Source organism: Microcoleus sp. FACHB-831 (genome assembly GCF_014695585.1).
In the GTDB taxonomy this organism is placed as follows: domain Bacteria; phylum Cyanobacteriota; class Cyanobacteriia; order Cyanobacteriales; family FACHB-T130; genus FACHB-831.
Genome location: NZ_JACJON010000033.1, coordinates 28,051 through 46,832, shown reverse-complemented (window position 1 = coordinate 46,832; position 18,782 = coordinate 28,051). Strand labels below are relative to the sequence as shown.

The 18,782-nt window shown below is 44.0% G+C and carries 18 protein-coding genes; 3 read left to right on the top strand and 15 right to left on the bottom strand.

The features are described 5' to 3' along the window. Positions 1–228 precede the first annotated feature (228 nt). The 3 genes from H6F77_RS07060 to H6F77_RS07050 all read right to left on the bottom strand — a co-directional run bounded on the left by H6F77_RS07060 (position 229) and on the right by H6F77_RS07050 (position 4,776). Positions 229–2,385, bottom strand: coding sequence for an ATP-binding protein (locus H6F77_RS07060; protein WP_190486739.1), 2,157 nt, complete (start codon positions 2,383–2,385; stop codon positions 229–231). A 215-nt stretch (positions 2,386–2,600) separates the two neighbouring features. Beyond that, a complete protein-coding gene (locus tag H6F77_RS07055; protein ID WP_190486737.1) occupies positions 2,601–3,863 on the bottom strand; it encodes a photosystem II assembly protein in 1,263 nt (420 codons plus the stop codon). Beyond that, the gene (locus tag H6F77_RS07050) at positions 3,856–4,776 is read right to left on the bottom strand and encodes an SPL family radical SAM protein (RefSeq protein ID WP_190486735.1); all 921 of its coding nucleotides are present in this window, start codon (positions 4,774–4,776) and stop codon (positions 3,856–3,858) included. Before H6F77_RS07050 ends, H6F77_RS07055 begins: the two co-directional genes overlap by 8 nt. Before the next feature lie 372 nt (positions 4,777–5,148). Between H6F77_RS07050 and fmdA the strand changes: the two genes are divergently transcribed. Next, positions 5,149–6,336, top strand: a complete 1,188-nt coding sequence (gene fmdA, locus H6F77_RS07045; RefSeq protein WP_190486732.1) for a formamidase — start codon at positions 5,149–5,151, stop codon at positions 6,334–6,336. A 60-nt stretch (positions 6,337–6,396) separates the two neighbouring features. Further along, positions 6,397–6,666, top strand: coding sequence for an FmdB family zinc ribbon protein (locus H6F77_RS07040; RefSeq protein ID WP_190486730.1), 270 nt, complete (start codon positions 6,397–6,399; stop codon positions 6,664–6,666). Positions 6,667–6,668: 2 nt separating this feature from the next. Here the strand turns inward: H6F77_RS07040 and urtE are convergent, their stop codons facing one another. From urtE to ureG, 6 genes are all read right to left on the bottom strand, one after another. After that, positions 6,669–7,370: an urea ABC transporter ATP-binding subunit UrtE gene (gene urtE, locus H6F77_RS07035; protein ID WP_190486728.1), complete on the bottom strand. Its 702-nt coding sequence runs from the start codon at positions 7,368–7,370 to the stop codon at positions 6,669–6,671. Positions 7,371–7,467: 97 nt separating this feature from the next. Next, the gene (gene urtD, locus H6F77_RS07030; RefSeq protein WP_190486726.1) at positions 7,468–8,217 is read right to left on the bottom strand and encodes an urea ABC transporter ATP-binding protein UrtD; all 750 of its coding nucleotides are present in this window, start codon (positions 8,215–8,217) and stop codon (positions 7,468–7,470) included. Between the two features lie 26 nt (positions 8,218–8,243). Continuing rightward, positions 8,244–9,425, bottom strand: coding sequence for an urea ABC transporter permease subunit UrtC (urtC, locus tag H6F77_RS07025; RefSeq protein ID WP_309228811.1), 1,182 nt, complete (start codon positions 9,423–9,425; stop codon positions 8,244–8,246). A gap of 23 nt (positions 9,426–9,448) precedes the next feature. Continuing rightward, complete coding sequence (gene urtB / locus H6F77_RS07020) at positions 9,449–10,609, bottom strand: urea ABC transporter permease subunit UrtB (protein ID WP_190486724.1); 1,161 nt, start codon at positions 10,607–10,609, stop codon at positions 9,449–9,451. A 60-nt stretch (positions 10,610–10,669) separates the two neighbouring features. After that, positions 10,670–12,022 (bottom strand): urea ABC transporter substrate-binding protein, encoded by a 1,353-nt coding sequence (urtA, locus tag H6F77_RS07015; protein ID WP_190486722.1) that lies wholly within the window; start codon positions 12,020–12,022, stop codon positions 10,670–10,672. A 164-nt stretch (positions 12,023–12,186) separates the two neighbouring features. Continuing rightward, the gene (gene ureG, locus H6F77_RS07010) at positions 12,187–12,792 is read right to left on the bottom strand and encodes an urease accessory protein UreG (RefSeq protein WP_190486719.1); all 606 of its coding nucleotides are present in this window, start codon (positions 12,790–12,792) and stop codon (positions 12,187–12,189) included. Positions 12,793–13,096: 304 nt separating this feature from the next. Here ureG and H6F77_RS07005 point away from each other — a divergent pair, with 304 nt between their 5' ends. Next, the gene (locus H6F77_RS07005) at positions 13,097–13,768 is read left to right on the top strand and encodes a PEP-CTERM sorting domain-containing protein (protein ID WP_190486717.1); all 672 of its coding nucleotides are present in this window, start codon (positions 13,097–13,099) and stop codon (positions 13,766–13,768) included. 159 nt (positions 13,769–13,927) lie between these two features. Here H6F77_RS07005 and H6F77_RS07000 read toward each other — a convergent pair whose 3' ends face one another. From H6F77_RS07000 to holA, 6 genes are all read right to left on the bottom strand, one after another. Continuing rightward, positions 13,928–15,529, bottom strand: a complete 1,602-nt coding sequence (locus H6F77_RS07000; RefSeq protein ID WP_242021964.1) for a GAF domain-containing sensor histidine kinase — start codon at positions 15,527–15,529, stop codon at positions 13,928–13,930. A 200-nt stretch (positions 15,530–15,729) separates the two neighbouring features. Further along, positions 15,730–16,401 (bottom strand): urease accessory protein UreF, encoded by a 672-nt coding sequence (locus tag H6F77_RS06995; protein WP_190486741.1) that lies wholly within the window; start codon positions 16,399–16,401, stop codon positions 15,730–15,732. A 67-nt stretch (positions 16,402–16,468) separates the two neighbouring features. Further along, positions 16,469–16,906 (bottom strand): urease accessory protein UreE, encoded by a 438-nt coding sequence (ureE, locus tag H6F77_RS06990; RefSeq protein ID WP_190486713.1) that lies wholly within the window; start codon positions 16,904–16,906, stop codon positions 16,469–16,471. Positions 16,907–16,924: 18 nt separating this feature from the next. Then, entirely contained in the window at positions 16,925–17,104 is a 180-nt protein-coding gene (locus tag H6F77_RS06985; protein WP_190486711.1) for a hypothetical protein, read from the bottom strand. 25 nt (positions 17,105–17,129) lie between these two features. Further along, complete coding sequence (locus H6F77_RS28270) at positions 17,130–17,606, bottom strand: DUF4168 domain-containing protein (RefSeq protein ID WP_255515698.1); 477 nt, start codon at positions 17,604–17,606, stop codon at positions 17,130–17,132. Between the two features lie 183 nt (positions 17,607–17,789). Then, positions 17,790–18,779, bottom strand: a complete 990-nt coding sequence (gene holA, locus H6F77_RS06975) for a DNA polymerase III subunit delta (RefSeq protein WP_190486707.1) — start codon at positions 18,777–18,779, stop codon at positions 17,790–17,792. Positions 18,780–18,782 lie beyond the last annotated feature (3 nt).

The following is an 18,782-nucleotide window of genomic DNA, read 5'->3' as shown; positions in this document are numbered from 1 at the left end:
TCTCGCTCAAAGTTCCCGTCTAAAAAGCCATTTCATAGGGGAACTGGAACTCAATGTGAACATCTTAACTTCTCCATTCTCAACACTGCTTAGAGCTTAACCGAGAAGTATTGGGCGTTGAGCTTGGTGTTTATAAAGGGGCGATCGCATTAGATGAGGAGTAAATCTATAGATGTTCAAAGCTAAAAAAAGTTATATAAAAAATTGATATGAGAGCGATCGCCAACATCACATAACCTTTTTTATAGGTAACTCAAGGATAACTTCTGTGCCTTGTCCAGGTTGCGAGGTGATGTCAATTCGCCCTTGATGCTGTTGCAAAATTTGGTAGGAAATAGTTAGCCCTAAACCTATACCTTTTCCCACAGGCTTTGTTGTGAAAAAAGGGTCGAATACTTTTGATATAACTTCCTCGGGAATTCCCGACCCGTTATCCTTAATTTTAATTTTAACTACCTGATATTCATTAATTTCGGTTTTAACATATATTTTTTTGTTGTTTTTGTCTTTTAAAGAAAGTAATGAATCAACAGCATTGCTCAGAACATTGATAAATACTTGATTCATCTGCCCTGGATAGCACTCAATGTGGGGGAGTTCTCCATATTGCTTAATCACCTGTATATCTAAACTATCGTCAGTTCTATTAACAGCAGAAGATTGCAAGCGAGATTGTAAAATAAGCAAGCTGCTATCAATCCCTTCGTGGATATCAACTTGCTTCATACCTGCTTGATCGAGGCGAGAAAAGTTGTGCAAAGATAAAACAATCTGGCGAACTCGCTCAGCGCCTGTATTCATGGAGGATAAAATTTTAGGCAGATCCTCGATTAAAAAGTCTAATTCTATTTCTTCGGTGTATTTTTCAAGTTGAGGATCTGTATAGCTTTGCTGATAGCGTTGGACGAGTCTGAGTAAATTTTGCGTGTAATCATTGACGTATATAAGGTTAGCGTAAATAAAGTTAATGGGATTGTTTATTTCATGGGCAATGCCAGCCACAAGCTGACCTAAACTAGACATTTTTTCCGTATGAATCAGTTGTGCCTGAGCTATTTTTAGGTTGCGTAGTGCTTCACGCAGTTGGTTCGCTTGGGCGATTAATTCACTATTTAGTAGCTCTAGTTGGTCGTGAGTCTGCTGTAATTGGTAGTTTTTTTTCCAGAATTCTTGCGTGCGTTTATAGACTCGATCTTCTAAGGTATTACGTTCTTGTTCTAGTTCGTGGGTTCGTTCCGCAACTCTTTGTTCTAGGTTATCAATCAGTGTTTTGAGTGCTTGGGCCATTTCTTGATAGGCATTAGCAAGTTGACCGATTTCTCCCCCTGCACTGACGCCGGGGATTGGGGTAGTTAAATCGCCTGCGGCTAGTGTTTTGCTGCGTTTTGCTAATAAGATAATGGGTTCGCCGATTTGTTTGGCTAGCAGGTGAGCGATCGCGACTGAAAGCAAGCTAGCCAAAGCTAACCCCATCCAAATCAGGCGGTTGAGGGTGAGGGATGCTTGATTAAAATATTTTGAGACAATCTGAATTTTGGCGATCGCTATATGCTTATTTTGCGAAGTAATGGGAGCATAAATTGTATTCAAACCAGAGCTGGGCTCAATGCGATAGACTGACTGACCTTTTTGAATTGCTGGTAATACTTGGTTTGTAAAATTTGTCGTTTCCCAAGGGTCAATACTGACTTTGGCATTGCTAGAAGTTATGGATTTGCCGTCGAGAGAAATTACTTGTAGCTTAGTGGTGGGTTGAGAGAAATTGAGAAAGTTACGCAGCCAAGCTTCATCCATTTTCTGGCCCAGAATTAAAGTTCCAGGCGAATTCCCAGTGCGATCGCTTTTGTAGATTGGCGCTACTGATATTATTAATAACCCGCGATCGCTCGTATCCATCAACTCAATCGCAGATTTGCTGCTGGCGACTACCGCTGCCACCCTTGAAGCTACAGCAGGCACGCGCAAAGTATCACCCCGATATCCCAAAATCTCTCCTTTGCGGCTGACAATTTGCACAGCGTCTACATCGGTAGAGAGAATAAGTTGGTCAGACACCTCTGTTTTGATCCAATCTCGATTTTCTTGGGCGATCGCATTGAATAAATCTGTCCAAATTGCATAGCCTGATGTTAAGTTTTGCAACCCTTTTTCTGTTGCAGCAGTGTAGCCGCGAAAGGCTAATACTTGATCGTCAAGTCGAGTTTTTTCTAAGTCGATAAGCGGCTTCTGCACAAACTGCCACGCGACGGCAGTTAGCAGCATTGCTGGCAGCAAAGATGCCCCAAAAGTAAACACTAATAGCTTGGGTTGGAGCTTTTGTAGCTGCTTCAACATCCCTGATTTCACTTGATGCCCCGTTGCCCTGCACGACTGTTGATTTGTCACAAGGCTTTATACAGTCTACTCTCTAAGGCTATAGTAATGTAGTTGGTGAGGATAGTAGCATTGCCTACTATGCTGCACTATCCAAAAGCTTGGTTAAGGAACTAAATGTAACTAGATGATTTTTGCTTCTAATAGCGCTATTTTCTCGTTCTAGCCTGCTGCCAAAAATCCTTGTTCCAAGACTCTGGCGCAAGGGTACTGCTCATCATACTTAACTATTTTTTAGCTAAGATTATATAATCATCTAAAACATAAGTTGAGTCATATTTTATTCCCAGATACTGCCGCATTAATTTACCCATATATTTTTTGTGGGGTAGATTTTCGCTGGCAAACTTGGCGAACCCAGAACCCATAGGTATCCTTTTACCTGTAGAAGTCATGTATTTGTACCACTCCAGGTTTAACCCTAAATCTGCTACAAATTTTCTTATCACCTCTCCCTCGCGATCGCCAACGTCATTTTGACGAACATTATAACCGTTTAATAGTTTCCTGCCTTGAACTATGAGCAACACATAACCTGTTGATTTCAATCCTTTCTCAAAAATTTCCCTATAAATTCTATAAGAATTTGCTCTTTTATCTGTATCAAAAAAGAAGCCGTGAGAGATAACTATAAAATCAAAAAAATATTCTGGCAATTTATTTATGCGAGCGCTGTAATTTAAAATGTCGCCAGTTTCAAATCGGAAATAAGCATTTATGCCTGTCTGCTGTGGTTCTATATATCGACGCCAAAATTGAAGCCCTCGATACTGAAATGAAGCTTGTTGTTCTAGAGAATAATAAGAAATGTGCATCTTATTTTGTAAGCTGGCATCTTTACTACTTTGTAGTAGTAAAGCCAATCCGTAGGCGCTTGTTGCGGGGCCAGCAGCAATGTCAAGGATGTTAATCTTTGCTTTTAGCAAGCCATACTTATATATTAAAAACCAAGCAAGATAAGCCCCATAGACATTTTCTAAAAAATATTTCATAAAGTAGACATGAGGAGTTAGATTATAACCATATTCTGGGTCTTGTCCAGATTTTAGCCCCTCGATATCTTCTTGTGCTGCTTTCAGCTCTAATGTCAACCTTTGGGGAATAATTTTATCAAATTCAGAATTTAAATACTCTACTAAGTTAAGTTCTAAGTCTTCAAAAATAGATTGGTCAATACCAGTACATTGAATTAAATTTGCATCATGCTCAATTAGCTTAAAATTGCTTGATATAAAATCTACAAACTGGGGCGATGTTTTTTCGAGGTCAGTTTGACCTATTTCTCGATATAAACCCGCTACCTGTTGCTTGTAGTCCCGCGAAGACTGCTCAAATCTTAGCTTGTCTTTAAATAATTTCTCTAGAACAGATAGCTTTGCACCTGATTTTTGTATATCTTCTAACAGTCGCTCGGCAAGGCGAGTGTTATTTTGCTTAATAGCAGTGTGAAACTGGCGCGATCGCCACCAATTTGCAATCACATTAGTCATAACCAAAACCCTCTTTTCCTTCTTTAATTTCCACGCCACTCAATAGAGAATCTAACTTTTCTTTAAACTTCAGATAGCTTACTCGCTCGTTGTCATACCACCAACCGTATTTCTCCTTAATTGCTTGAGCTTCCTCTCGCGTTCCTGCTACAAGGGAACGAGTATGGCTTGCATGAAATTCCTGAATTACCACCCTATCTGCAATTTCTAGTTTTCTGATAAAACCTACTTGGTGTTCTGGCAAAGTTGGTAGTAGAGGCGTGACAGTAATAGAAAATCTCACATCATTCTCTTCATTGCAAGGAATGCTAAATTTAAGTTTGCCAATAGCTTTGAGTCTGGCTGGAACGCTAGGCGCTTTTGGCTCAAAATCTTTTCTTACAGATTCGCTACCTGTGGGTATAGTCATATTAATCCGCAGACGGCTAAATTTTTGCAAAATATCAATATCTCTAACAATCATAGGGCTGCGGGTTTGAATCACTAGCGTCGGTTGATAGTTCACCATTACCTCTAAAAGGCTTCGAGTCAACAGTTGTTTTGATTCAATCGGTTGATAAGGATCGGTAACGCTGCTCATATAAATACTGGGAGGCTTATCGGGATTTTTTTTATACCATCCTTGCAATTCTTTCTCTAAAATATTAACTGCATTTTGTTTGACAATCACCCATTTTCCCCAATCCCCGCGCATCTTAGGGTTAGGGCTGAATGCAGCCGCATAGCAATAGCTACATCCATATTGGCAACCCCGGTAAGGATTAAGCGTAAAGTCATAACTACTGATGAAACCTGTAGCTTTATTAAGTAGAGATTTAGCGTTTTGGTTATATATTTTCGCCCCAGCTAAATTTTCACTAACTAAAATTGTGGCTGTGTTTGCCGAATAACCCTCGTACTGTGGCTTTGCCATTGTTAAAGTCGATCCTATTCAAATACTTTTAAAAGGCTAATTATCTTAATATCGCTTTATTTTTCTTAGAAGTGTGCTTTATTTTTCTTAATTTATAGATTATTCAGGTTATTTGTATTAAAAGATACAACCCCTTCAAGCTCTTTAGTTTTGAATTATTCGTGTCAAGTTAAAACTACACGTTAAAAAGCTTTACATAATAGATATTTTGAAAAAGCTTTTTTATGTTAATACTGGTAAAAATTAAAGCCAGCCAACGAGCGCCAAAAATACGAAAATAGATTACAAACCCATTATTAAGGTTGTGACGTAAGATACCTCAATTCTAACAATGATAAAGCTAACAATAAAAGAATTAAGCAGGAGGATAATATGCCAGAAGTTCTTTTCAAAGTAGACCTAAAAAAGCCGTTCGCAGAACAGGATGTAGTCGGTCACAACCGTTGGCATCCTGATATTCCAGCAATAGTTTCTGTCAATCCTGGTGCGGTGTTCCGCATAGAATGCAAAGACTGGACGGATGGGCAAATTGGAAATAACGACAGCCCTGATGATGTCCGCGATGTAGATTTGTCAGTAGTTCATGTATTGAGCGGCCCAATTCATGTTAATGGTGCCGAACCTGGAGATATTTTGGTAGTTGACCTCTTGGATGTAGGTACGCTTCCCGACTACGAATGGGGTTTTACTGGCATTTTTGCTAGGGAAAATGGAGGCGGTTTCCTTACCGACCATTACCCCGTAGCGCAGAAAGCGATTTGGGACATTCAAGGCATTTATACGAAATCTCGACACATTCCAGATGTGAGATTCGCGGGAATTCCCCACCCTGGTTTGATTGGTTGCGCTCCCTCTCACGAATTGCTGGCTAAGTGGAACAAACGCGAGGCTGATTTAGTTGCTAGTGGTGGTCCTCCTTGGAAACCTGCCATTCCTGCTTTAGCGGAATTGCCTAACCCAAAAAATGCGATTCTTGGCTCTTTAAAAGGTGCAGAATATGACCGCGTGGCTAAAGAGGCGGCGCGGACTGTTCCTCCCCGCGAACATGGTGGAAATTGCGATATTAAGAACTTGTCGAAGGGTTCGCGTATATATTTCCCGGTTTATGTGGAAGGCGCAAAATTGTCGATGGGTGATATTCACTTTTCTCAAGGTGATGGCGAGATTTCATTTTGTGGCGCCATTGAGATGGCTGGATACATCGATGTTCATGTGGATTTGATTAAAGGTGGTGTAGAAAAGTATGCGATGATTAATCCAATTTTTAAGCCGGGGCCAGTGGAGCCGCGTTACTCGGAATATCTCGTATTTGAGGGTATTTCTGTAGATGAATTTACGGGTCAGCAGTATTATTTGGATGCTCACGTTGCCTATCGGCGTGCGTGTTTGAATGCTATTGAGTATTTCAAGAAATTTGGCTATACAGGCGAACAAATTTATCTATTGCTAGGTTCTGCACCGTGCGAGGGTCGTATTAGCGGCATTGTGGATATACCAAATGCGTGTTGCACAATAGCTGTTCCGACGGCAATTTTTGAACGCAATATTTTGCCGATTTGATTAGTAGCCCAGCACTGCCCGCCTACTTATCTAATAAAAATCCAAAATCTAAAATTGATTATGCCAATTTACGATTTTCGCTGCGAAACCTGTGGAGATTTTGAGGAATGGCGGAGTATGAGCGAGTCGAGCAATCCTATGGTTTGCCCATCTTGCGATCGCTTTGCTAAACGCATTTACTCAACTGCTGGTTTGATTCAGACGCCTCGTTCCCTAAGCCGTCGCATTGAGCAAAGTGCAGAACCTAAGTTAGTGCAGCGATCGCAAGAACCCAAGCCGCAGAAACACCACAATAACAATTGCGGTCGCCCTTGGATGGTCGGTCATTAATACTATACAGCCAGAAATCTTTGAATTACATCTTGGCTCAATTCGCTGGTTGAGCCAGATGCAACAATACCGCCTTTTTGCATAGCATAATAGTGGTCGGCTTGCCGAACAAAATGTAAATGTTGCTCCACCAATAAAACAGAAATTCCTGTTGATTCAACGATGCGCCGCACGGCAGATTCTATCTCTAAAATAATAGAAGGTTGGATGCCTTCTGTTGGTTCATCTAATACGAGTAACTGGGGTTTTCCCATCAAAGCACGCGCGATCGCTAGCTGTTGTTGTTGTCCTCCGCTCAAGTCTCCACCCATACGAGACAACATTTTATTTAATACAGGAAATAGCGAAAAAATCTCTTCGGGAATTTCTTCCTTTCCGGTTCTACCTGTTTTTCTCGCCTCCAAACCCAATAACAAATTTTCTTTTACAGTCAAACGCGGGATAATTTCCCGCCCTTGGGGAACGTAGCCAATCCCCATTTTTGCCCTTTTATCTGTTGGTTTGCTAATTATTGACTCGCCAGCCAAGGTAATATTACCGCGGCGAGGTTTGAGCAATCCCATAATTGTTTTTAGTAGGGTAGTTTTGCCCACACCGTTGCGTCCAATCAAGCAAACCATTTGCCCAGGTGCGACACTTAAATCTACATTCCGCAGAATGTGGCTTTCACCGTAGTAGACGTTTAGATCGGATACTTGTAGCATCAAATTTTTTTATATTGTCTATTTTGGATATCTCTGGTTCCCAGTTTCTACCTGGGAATGCTTTTTCAGGTTGAGCCTGGAAACGAGAAATTAAAAACTAATTATTAATTTCTTGCCCCAGATACACTTCAATTACGCGGGAGTCATTTTGCACTTCTTCAATTGTGCCTTCACACAAAACTGAGCCTTCGTGCAACACTGTCACTTTACGGGCAATTTGGCGTACAAATTCCATATCATGTTCGATTACTAGGATGGAATGGCTTTCTGCTAAAGCTAATAACAATTCTCCAATATTTTCCGTTTCTTCGTCAGTCAAACCAGCAACTGGTTCATCCACGAGTAATAAATCTGGAGATTGGGCAACTAACATTCCAATTTCTAAACGTTGTTTCTCACCGTGAGAAAGTAAACCAGCGCGGATGTCGGCTTTTGCAGTTAAGCCGATTGTTTCGAGCAAGCTTAATACTGTAGTGCGATCGCCTGATGAAGAACGACCAAACAGCGTTGGAAACACATTTTTATCGCGATTACAAGTAAGCTCCAAATTCTCTCGGGGTGTTAGGTTAAGGTAAATTCGCGGCGTTTGAAACTTGCGACCAATTCCCAGTCGGGCGATTTGATGTTCAGAAAGGCGTCTAACATTCCTCCCCTTAAAGAACACCCGTCCTTCAGTAGGCTGAACCTTACCACTGATGACATCTAAAAAGGTCGTCTTTCCCGCACCATTTGGCCCGATCACCACTCGCAATTCCCCAGCATCCATGCTGAAGTTTAGCTGTTTAAGTGCCTTAAACCCGTCAAAACTAACCGTTACGTTTTCAGTTTCTAATATTTTGCCGTTCATCAGGACAATTGGCGGTAATAGCCGCTTTATTGATTAATGTTTTCGCGTTCGCGCTCTACTTCCGGGTCTAATTCCAAGCTGGGATAGGTTACTACCTGTTTGCGTTGTCCAAGTAGCGATCGCACTTTGTCAATTCCTTGCGATCGCAGCCAACCCACTAACCCATCAGGAAGCACCATCACCACAATTAGGAACAGCGCCCCCTGAAAAAATAGCCATACTTCAGGGAATTGTTCGCTCAAAATACTCTTGCCAAAGTTGACTAGCAGCGCCCCGACTATCGCTCCTACAAGACTGGCGCGACCCCCCACTGCTACCCAAATTACCATTTCAATTGAAAAGGCAATATCCATCGCTTTGGGCGAAATCAATCCAGTTTGTACCGTGAATAAAGCGCCAGCAATTCCAGCAAGCCCCGCCGAAATGGCAAATACCAGTACTTTGAACCCGGTTGGATTGTAGCCAGAAAATCGCATCCGACTTTCATCATCTCGAATCGCAATTAATACTCGCCCAAATCTTCCACTTGTCAGCCAACGGCATAGCGCGTAAACAGCTGTCAAAACCAGAACTGTCAGCGTGTAGAAAACCATCTGAGTCTGAGGATCGTTTACCCGCATTCCCAGCAAAGTTTTAAAGTCCGTCAACCCATTAGTGCCGTTGAACAGTTCTTGTTGACCGTTGAAGAAATTGAAAAATATTATTGTTGCTGCTTGCGTAAGTATGGAAAAATAAACCCCCTTGATGCGATTGCGGAACACTAAATAACCTAGTATTGCTCCTAACAAAGCAGGGAGAAGAACCACAGCTACACTAGAAAAACCAAAGGAATAAAAAGGTTTCCAGAACCAAGGTAATTCTGTTATTCCATAGAGTCCCATGAAGTCTGGTAACTGGATGCTAGCATCGGCGGGAATCTGCAATTTCATGTGCATGGCGAGGGCATAACCGCCTAGTGCAAAAAACACGCCATGACCGAGACTCAGCAAACCCGTATAACCCCAGATCAAATCGATGCCGAGGGCGACAATTGCCAACGCTAAAAATCGCCCCAGCAAGCTAACGCGGAATGCTTGACCTATGGATGTTAATAGAGTGGGCATTACAAATATGAGGATGAGGGCGATCGCCGCCACTATCCCTGCCTCTATTAACAGTGCTTGCGATCGCCGCCTGCGATCGCTTTTATTTTCTGGATATTTATCCACCTCCCACCTCTCTACTTACTTGTTTAAGCATCAACCGTGCGCCCCTTCTGCGGGAAAATTCCTGCTGGTCGTATTTGCAAAAATACAATAATCAGCGCAAAGACTATTACCTTAGCCATACTGGTCTTGGAAAAGAAGTCAAACATCTTTGCCAAAGGTTCAAATGAAGCTACTAACGGGCCTAGCGGGTTGGAAGTAATAAAATTATTAACTGTACCAATTGCCATTGCTGCGACAATACTGCCCACCAGCTTGCCAACACCGCCTACAACCACAACCATGAAGGTATCAACAATGTAGTTTTGTCCTGTATTTGGCCCCACAGAACCCAACAAAGATACTGCACAACCAGCCACGCCAGCTAACCCAGAACCTAGAGCAAACGTCAGCGCATCTACCTTTTGGGTAGGTATTCCCAAACAAGCACTCATGCTTCGATTTTGCGTTACTGCTCTAATTCGTAAACCCCAAGGCGAACGTTGCAAAAACACGTAAATACCGACAACGCAGAGAATAGTTAAGGCGATAATAAATAGCCGCGTATAAGGCATTTGAAAATTACCTATAGGGACTCCCCCGCGCAACCATCGAGGCGCTGTAACATCCACATTTTGAGCGCCAAACCAAGGTTTAGTTACAGCCAGTTGATAAGTTTGCCCTAAAAATGCGCCTGTTGCCCAGGAAATTCCTAGAGAAAGCGGTAATATCAGCGCCACAACCCAGCCGCGAATTCGCTCAAAATCTGCACGACGGCTGAGAACCCATAAAGCGCCAAAAAATAAAATGCAAAATAGAGCAATAGCGATCGCTAATACCCAATTCACGCTGCGGACAAACTGTTGCAAAATTAGGCTTACTCCCCACGTTGCCAGTAAAGTTTCTAGCGGTCGCCCATAGAGATACCTAATCACTCCCCGCTCTAAAATTAATCCGGCAATAGCTGTTACCAAAAAAGCCAGCGGTAGGGCAAATAAAATATATGCTTCAAACCAAGGCCCCCCTAACATTTTGAAGCCATTTTGCACAATAAAAGTTGTGTAGGCTCCCAGCATCATCAATTCCCCGTGAGCCATATTAATTACGCCCATCAGTCCAAAGACAATTGCTAGACCCAGCGCTGCTATTAACAAAACAGCGCCGCTACTAATGCCATTAAATAAACCTTCAGCAAATCCTACTAGCACGTCTTTTTCTCCCGCTTAAGCTATTAGTTAGTAAGGTGGGCAGTGCCCACCCTACTTAATCTATGTGGTTTTAAACTTTCCTCCTTTCTTCGGATCGGACCAATCGCAGCCATAACCTTTGGTGTCTGCAACGTATTGATTCCAGGGAATTGGCTTCACTGCTGCCGGAGTTGCATAAACAATTTTAAACAAGCCGTCTTCTCCAACTTCCCCAATCCGCACAAATTTAGAGAGGTGGTGATTGCTTTCTAATGTAACCATTCCCCCTGGAGCATCAAAAGTTTGGCCCAAGGCAGCGGCCCGAACTTTCTCCAGGTCTGTTGACTTAGCTTTCTCAACTGCCTGCTTCCACATATAAACCATGATGTACGCTGCTTCCATCGGGTCGTTTGTTACCCGATCTGCCCCGTACTTTTTCTTGAACGCTTCAACAAACTTTTTATTGCTTGGTGTATCTACAGTTTGGAAGTAATTCCAAGAAGCATAGTGACCTTTAAGGTATTCGGTGCCAATTGCCTTGACTTCTTCTTCGGCAATACTTACAGACATCACTGGATACTTATCTGGCCCCAATCCTGCACCTTGCATCTGTTTGAAGAAGGCAACGTTACTATCACCGTTGAGGGTGTTAAATATTACGCCACCAGTGGGTAGGGCTGTTTTAATTTTGGTGATAATCCCTGTAACTTCTGTATTGCCCAGTGGTAAGTAATCTTCCCCAGCGGTTTTGCCCCCTTTTGCTGCTAGCTGGGCTTTGATAATGTTGTTGGCAGTGCGGGGAAAAACGTAGTCAGAGCCAATTAGATAGAAATTTTTGCCCTTATTTTGCAACAGCCAATCAACCGCTGGCTCGATTTGTTGATTTGGGGCTGCGCCAGTATAAAAAACGTTCTGAGAACACTCTTGACCCTCGTATTGCACGGGATACCAGAGCATATGTTTTTTTTCTTCAAATACTGGTAGCACAGCTTTGCGGCTGGCGGATGTCCAGCATCCGAAAATGGTTGTAACTTTATCCTGATCGATGAGCTTTTTCGCTTTTTCAGCAAAGGTTGGCCAGTCAGAGGCTCCGTCTTCAACGATCGCCTCAATTTGTTTGCCCAAAACGCCGCCAGCAGCGTTGATTTCTGCGATCGCCAGCTGTTCGGCATCCACGACGCTCTTTTCACTAATCGACATCGTGCCGCTGAGAGAGTGCAAAATCCCCACTTTGATGGTATTTCCTGCCGCCGCAACGGGTGTGGCAGATGCTGCGGGGCTTGCGGACGCCAAGGGGGTTGCGGATGCTGTAGATGTGGGAGTCGTTGTTGTACTTGCAGTTTCGTTGCTGCCGCAAGCCTTCAGCAACAGGCTCGTTCCCAAAGTGGCAGAGCCATATAAGATAAATTTACGCCGACCTAATCGCTTTGCCATGCTTTTACCTTACTCCTCATTTAATCAGCAAAATGATAGAGGAATTTATGTATACGGTGCGATATTAGAGCCTGCGTCTATAGGAAATTTGTATTTAAGGATACAGAAATGCAACTGCAAGGGAGTTGCAGTTGGTTCTAGGGCGATCGCGCCTAGAAATTTGTTTAACCGAATTTACCAATATTAAGTTTGATAAAGTCAATCACGCACGAGAGTCCTTGCTGGATTTTCAAGTTGGTAAACACAAAGGGTTTCTCACCGCGCATTTTTTTTGCGTCGCGTTCCATAACCCCTAAGTCTGCTCCCACAAAGGGGGCGAGGTCAATTTTGTTAATTACTAGCAAATCTGATTTTGTGATTCCAGGCCCCCCTTTGCGCGGGATTTTATCACCTGCTGCCACATCAATCGTGTAAATTGTCAAGTCTACGAGTTCTGGGCTGAAGGTTGCAGCCAGGTTATCGCCGCCACTTTCTAAAAATACTAAGTCTAAATCGGGGAAGCGGCGTTCCATTTGTTCAATGGCGGCTATGTTGATGGAAGCGTCTTCGCGGATAGCGGTGTGGGGACAGCCGCCAGTTTCTACACCGAGAATGCGATCGCTTTCTAGCGCCTGACTCCGGACTAAATACTGAGCATCTTCTTGAGTGTAAATATCATTCGTGACCACAGCGATCGCGTATTCTTGGCGCATCGCCTTGCACAAAGCATCTAATAAAGCAGTCTTTCCCGAACCCACAGGGCCAGCAATACCGACTCGAAATGCACTCATCAGCGTTTTTCCCCTCAGCAGTAAACATTAGCTACTTAGGTATTACTTATAAAAAATAATTATCGGACTACGTGAAGATACTGTGAAGCTGTATCGAATTTGATAAAGATTTCATAATGCGGATGGCTTTAATCAAGATTCAGTGAAGGCTAAATTTTTTTATAGACATCATTTTCTTAAGTTTGTAATGTATATCAATGCACAAAATTTCAAACATCACCCCTTAGAGGTAGATGGAAAGAATATGTGTACAAATGTTTTACGACTTCACTTGAACAGTTAGACGCTGGTGCTTTTAAATATCATGAAAAACCCTTTCTCTAATTTAGTTGGATCTTCATTATTGGCTGCAAGCGTTGTCTTTGCCTCTTCTGCCTTTTCTAGAGCAAGTGCTGCCTCTATAACTTTTGATGTCAATGACTTCACAGGTTCTGACGCTAAGACAAGCTTGACTCTAGATGATACAGGAGGTGTTGTTAAGTTCACCGTCAATGTTGTACCTAACCCCAATATCGGCGACCTACGCGGAGTATTCTTCAACATTTTGGACGACTCGCTTCTAAGTACGCTAACAGTAACTGGTGCAAATGTAACAGATTTTCAATTTGGGCCAGCTGGGAGTGTTAACGATCTTGGCGGTGGTGCCAACGTCACCCCTAGATCGTTCGATGCTGGCTTGGAAATCGGTACGCCAGGGATAGGTAATGATGACATTCAATCTACAATTTTTACTGTAGCCAGTAGCGCAGGGCCTTTAACTCTTAATCAGTTTTCTAACCAGAATTTTGGAGTGCGCCTAACCAGCGTAGGAACTGGAAGCGATCGCGAGGGAAGCAGCAAACTAGAAGGAACAGCGCCTGTCCCTGGTACAACTACACCCGTTCCTGAGCCTGGTACAACAGCCGCTTTAGGGTTATTAGCTGTCGGTACCCTAGCAGGACTCAAAAAAAATCAAAAGAATGCATCAGGTAGCTAAAAAAAAGCTGCTATTAGTTCACGATAAAACGGTACTATTTTCTTCTGATAAAGCCAGCAATATTTTTTAGCTTTTAACTAAGTTAATTGCAAGTTCAGGGTGCAAGCTGGCTTATAATTTTAGCCCCAATGTTGGTGGGCTATGGCCTAGCGTAAGGATTTAGCGGTTAGTAATTGGCAGTTCAATGTAGAACTCTGTACCCTTACCCGCTTCCGATAAACATTTCATCATCCCACCATGCTTATCTACAATAATCTGATAGCTAATTGACAGCCCCAAACCCGTACCCTTGCCTACGGGCTTCGTAGTAAAAAACGGGTCGAATATCTGTCGCATAACAGCTTCGGGAATACCTGTACCATTATCACCGATACGAATTACAACCATATTACCGTCTAGCACCGAGGTTGTAATTCGGATTTGAGGGGCAGGGTTGTCTTTTGCCTCCTCTAAAGCATCAATCGCATTACTCAATAAGTTCATAAAAACTTGGTTTAGCTGCCCAGCATAACATTCTACTAAAGGTAGCTTGCCATACTCTTTAATAACTTCAATTCCGATAAAGTCTGCTGTAGGTTTCAGGCGATGTTGCAAAATTAGCAGCGTGCTATCTATGCCTTCGTGGATATTAAACTGTCTGTTAGCTGCTTCATCCAACCGCGAAAAGTTTCGCAACGAGAGTACAATTTGATGGATGCGGTCAGTACCCACTTTCATAGAAGACAGAACTTTGGGTAAATCGGCAGTTAAAAAATTTAAATCGATGGCTTCCGCACGCTCTTGAATCGCCTGAGATGGTTCGGGATATTCCTTCTGATAAAGCTTTACAAACTCTAGTAAGTCTTGAACATAGCCACTGACATAAGGCAAGTTGCAGTGGATAAAGGTAACGGGATTGTTAATTTCATGGGCGACACCTGCAACCAATTGTCCCAGACTAGACATTTTTTCGTTCTGAATCAGCTGGGATTGAGTTTGTTTTAATTCTTGTAGAGTATTTCGCAGTTGCAGGTTGCTGCGGCGCAGTGCAGCTTCGACTCGCTTGCGTTTATTAATGGTGCGTTCTAGCTTACCTACATTAATACGCAGCTCCATCTGAGTAATCACTTGACGACCTAGTGCCCGCAGTCCTTCCAGTTGGTCTTTAGTGAGGTTGCGAGGAACCCTATCAATTGTGCATAAGGTGCCAATGGCATAGCCATCCGGTGTAACTAACGGAACTCCTGCATAAAATCTCATCTCTGGGTAGGACTGTACTAGCGGATTGCCAGCAAAGCGCTCATCTTCTAGCGTATTGGGCACAACCAGCAACTCATCCGGATACAGAATAGCATGGGCGCAGAATGCTTGCTCTCTGGGCGTTTCTGTCGATTCAATTCCGACTTTCGACTTGAACCACTGTCTATGTTTGTCTACGAGGCTGACTAGGGCAATAGGAGTGCCGCAAATATAAGATGCCAGGGCAGTCAAATCGTCGAATGCTTCTTCAGGAGAGGTATCGAGAATTTTATAACGCTGGAGTGCCCTCAGTCTGCTCTCCTCATTGGGTGGTAGAGGTGCGGGTACAGCACCTGTTGCAATATTTTTCGGATAAGACCGACTTAACCGCCTTTCTCTGCGAGGTAAGGGGGGAGTTGGACTCTCCTCTCGTCGCACAAAAGGGGCTGGCGTAACTTCGGTTTCCCTTTGGGGTTTAGTGGGCAAAGTTAACCGACCGTTAGTAGCACCTGTTCCCACTAATTCTTCATTTACAACAGGCAAAGAGGAAGATGTTTGGGTAAATATCTTCCTCTTTGCCCTTGTCCTCTTACCTTTTATTGGTAAGTAAGTGGCAAGAAAGCGCCAAAATTGAAACCAGCTACGAGTTAAAAAGCGCCGGAGCAGACGGAGCATTTACAGATTAGGGGCTAAAGACTAGACGTATTCTAGCCTGTAGGTTCTAGGCTTGACTTTTGTGTAATTTAGCTGCGAAATATGCGCGAATATTGAGTTTTGTGAGCCATACTTGCTAGAGCCAATCCCCAGCCGCAGCTACTTAGGTCGTCATCCTCTAAGGCTAAAATTTCTACAGCAGATTTACTGAGGGTCGTTTGCAGATTTAGAAGCAACTGTTGCCCGCTTGTTTGACCGAGGGGAATCAGTTTGACGCCAGCATTGGTGAGATTTGTTGCCCAAGAGTGTAAGTAGCCCAGTAAAGCAGCGTGGAGATGTATTTGCCAACAAGCGGCAGCGATGCCGAAAGCGATCGCGTAATTACATGGATTACCTATCGCTTCTGCTATTTCTCTCACGCATGGCTGCAATTCCACCAACAGCCGCATCAGCGAACCACCCATCTGCCAACTTTGCTCTCGCAATTCTTCTGTTGTACTGGCTGCTGTAACCCACGCATTCCAGTAGCTCAACGCCTCTAAATCATTAATGCTAGCACTCCGATAAGCTCGGATCATCGCTGCTGCCTCTACCCGAATCGCACCATAGCGCAGCGAGTCTTCTAACCATTGTCCTAAGTTTTGCTGGTTGTCGATTATACCTGCATCAACTAAAGTTTCCAGACCTTCGGAATAGCTATAGGCTCCCACTGGCAGCGCTGGGCTAGCTAATTGCAACAGGCTTAAGAGGGCATGGGACATTGGCGATCCAAAGTCCGGAGTCCGGAGTCCGGAGTCCGGCGCCCCCATCCCCAGTTCCCATTCGCCCTTAGTGCTGGTGTCCATAAGCACCTGTTTCTGGTTGAAAAGGTAAAACTTCCTCTTTTACCTCCATCCCCATATGTTCGAGCATCGCTTTTAAAACTGGGTCAGGAGATAACTTTAAGTAAGTGGGGGCAATTTCTATGGCTACGTGGCGATTGCCTAAATGGTAGGCAGCGCGGAGCAATTCTAGGGGTTCTTTAGCTGTAACGGTGAGAATAGGTTCGGGTTTGGCAGCAATGCGGACTAGAGTATCGCCATATTCAGATTGGAGGAGATCGCGATCGCGCAGTACAGTCCCTCTAGGTAAGCGCAAAAACAAGGCTTCACCATCCTGGGTTTCAAAGCGATGGCGGCTGCGGGTGCGCTCATCGGCTGTTAGCGAAAGAGTATAGCTAACAACTGCATCTGGATTTGCGGGCAAGCGTTGTGTCAAATTTAGCATTCCCAAGAGTACCGATACTTAGGCATTGGGATAAGATGCAAGTTGGGTAAGGGCGGTAAGATGCGATCGCGCAGTACCATCCATCTGAGCAACCGCAGAAACAGGCTTGACCGTCGGAAGGTTCAAAAGCGTGTTTTGGCTGCGGTTGCGCTCCCTAGCTGTCAGAGCAAGATTAAAGCTGAGAAGTGCAGCATTCAAAGAATCAGTATTTTGCCTTAGCTACTTACTTTTTGGTTTGGATATCCAGCATTATTCTTTGAATCTGTGCTTGTAACGCCGGATCTTTTTGCATATCAACTGTAATTTGGTTGAACGTCTCAATAGTCAGGCCGTTAGTTTCGACAATCTTTCTCGACTGATTGCAATAATTTACAGCGATCGCCTTAACATTTGCAGGCAAGGCGTTAAGGCTGTCAGGTTTGCTACATTCAAGGTTAGGAGGAGTACCTACAAGTTTCTTAATTTCCTCATAGGCCTTTTGACGACCTGGCTCCATCGCCATGACAGACATGGCGTAGTTTCTGAGCTTTTTCTGATTGTCTTGCGCGGAGGCTTGGGAACTAAAATCGAGATTATAGCTATGTCTCGTCGATAGACTCGGTGCGAAGCCCAACAGCACACTGAGCGTAGCGAGAGTCCCAACGCTCAGGCAATAGGAAAATAAGCGATTTAGGGAAGGACGGGAACTGTAGGAAGTCATCATTAGCGCGTGCGAAGAAAGAACAGCAAACTAGAACAGCACAAGGAATCAAGTTTTTTGAACTATTTTAAGGGCAAGAAGTTCCAGCAAGGCCACAAACTTTACCCCGGGCGCAAAGATAAGATATAACCGAGTAGCGATCGCCCACCTTGCCAAAATGCCATTGCCATGATTATTTCTGTACTAACGCTTACACAGTTGGCAAAGTTCTATCACTTTTGTCTGTAAGGTTGATAAAGGATCTGCACCGCGTTTCAGACTAACTTCTAATTCTAGTAGTAAGGGCAATGTACGGCTGAGTTGCCCCGACTTTAAGGCGCTAACTTCTTGCCTGAGAATGTAAACGCGCTTGGGATTGCCTATCTCGGCGGCGCTGGCAATTTTGTCATCCCGTTCGCCCGCCTCTAACATTAGTTTGACCCACAACCAAGTCCGAAACTGCCCGATAAGCGTTGCTACGATCTTCAATCCAGGTTCGTTACGGTTTATTAAGTCGGCGACGAGAGCGATCGCCCTTGCTGCATCCCCTTGACGAATTGCACCTGCTAGCTGCAAGCTGTTTTGGGTGCTAGATGTCACTAGAGCGGTAACGGCTTTGGCTTCGATAGTTCCCTCTTGCCCTCCCTTGGCAGCAGCGTATAGTTGCAGCTTATCCAATTCGGTGGATAGGAGGCGAGTATCGTTACCCACCGCCTGTGCTAACAGTTCGGCAGCCTCTGGGGTTAGTTTTAGCCCCTTGTTCCCGGCAACTTGTCGCACTTGCTGCACCAATTGTTCGGTTTTCCAGGGCGCAATGAGAGAAAATTCTCTTATATCGGCGTGGTTTTGCAGCAGCTTGGTGGATTTAAGACGCCCATCGGGTTTAGTGCGGCTGGTCAGTAACAGCGTAGAAGAGTCGGGTATTGCTGGTAGGGTGCGCTCCAATTCATCCAACAGTTCTTCAGAACAGTGTTGGCATAGGGTGGTATCTACTAACCAGACTAAACGCCCGCCTGCTCCAAAAGGGGGGGTCATGGCTTGGTTTAGTGCCACGATAATGGCATCGGATCGATCGGGAGAGATTTTGTCATAGTTAAAGCTAGCCCATATGGGATCGAGGACGCGATCGCGTAGGGCTGTAACAGCTTTTTGCAGACCAAAGTCATCCTCTCCCCAATAGAGGAAAATTGACATAAA

Coding starts and splice junctions, on each gene's coding strand:
- H6F77_RS07055 (WP_190486737.1), bottom strand. CDS start 3,863: ATGACTAATGTGATTGCAAATTGGTGGCGATCGCGCCAGTTTCACACT.
- H6F77_RS07050 (WP_190486735.1), bottom strand. CDS start 4,776: ATGGCAAAGCCACAGTACGAGGGTTATTCGGCAAACACAGCCACAATT.
- fmdA (WP_190486732.1), top strand. CDS start 5,149: ATGCCAGAAGTTCTTTTCAAAGTAGACCTAAAAAAGCCGTTCGCAGAA.
- H6F77_RS07040 (WP_190486730.1), top strand. CDS start 6,397: ATGCCAATTTACGATTTTCGCTGCGAAACCTGTGGAGATTTTGAGGAA.
- urtE (WP_190486728.1), bottom strand. CDS start 7,370: ATGCTACAAGTATCCGATCTAAACGTCTACTACGGTGAAAGCCACATT.
- urtD (WP_190486726.1), bottom strand. CDS start 8,217: ATGAACGGCAAAATATTAGAAACTGAAAACGTAACGGTTAGTTTTGAC.
- urtA (WP_190486722.1), bottom strand. CDS start 12,022: ATGGCAAAGCGATTAGGTCGGCGTAAATTTATCTTATATGGCTCTGCC.
- ureG (WP_190486719.1), bottom strand. CDS start 12,792: ATGAGTGCATTTCGAGTCGGTATTGCTGGCCCTGTGGGTTCGGGAAAG.
- H6F77_RS07005 (WP_190486717.1), top strand. CDS start 13,097: ATGAAAAACCCTTTCTCTAATTTAGTTGGATCTTCATTATTGGCTGCA.
- H6F77_RS06995 (WP_190486741.1), bottom strand. CDS start 16,401: ATGTCCCATGCCCTCTTAAGCCTGTTGCAATTAGCTAGCCCAGCGCTG.
- ureE (WP_190486713.1), bottom strand. CDS start 16,906: ATGCTAAATTTGACACAACGCTTGCCCGCAAATCCAGATGCAGTTGTT.
- H6F77_RS28270 (WP_255515698.1), bottom strand. CDS start 17,606: ATGACTTCCTACAGTTCCCGTCCTTCCCTAAATCGCTTATTTTCCTAT.
- holA (WP_190486707.1), bottom strand. CDS start 18,779: ATGTCAATTTTCCTCTATTGGGGAGAGGATGACTTTGGTCTGCAAAAA.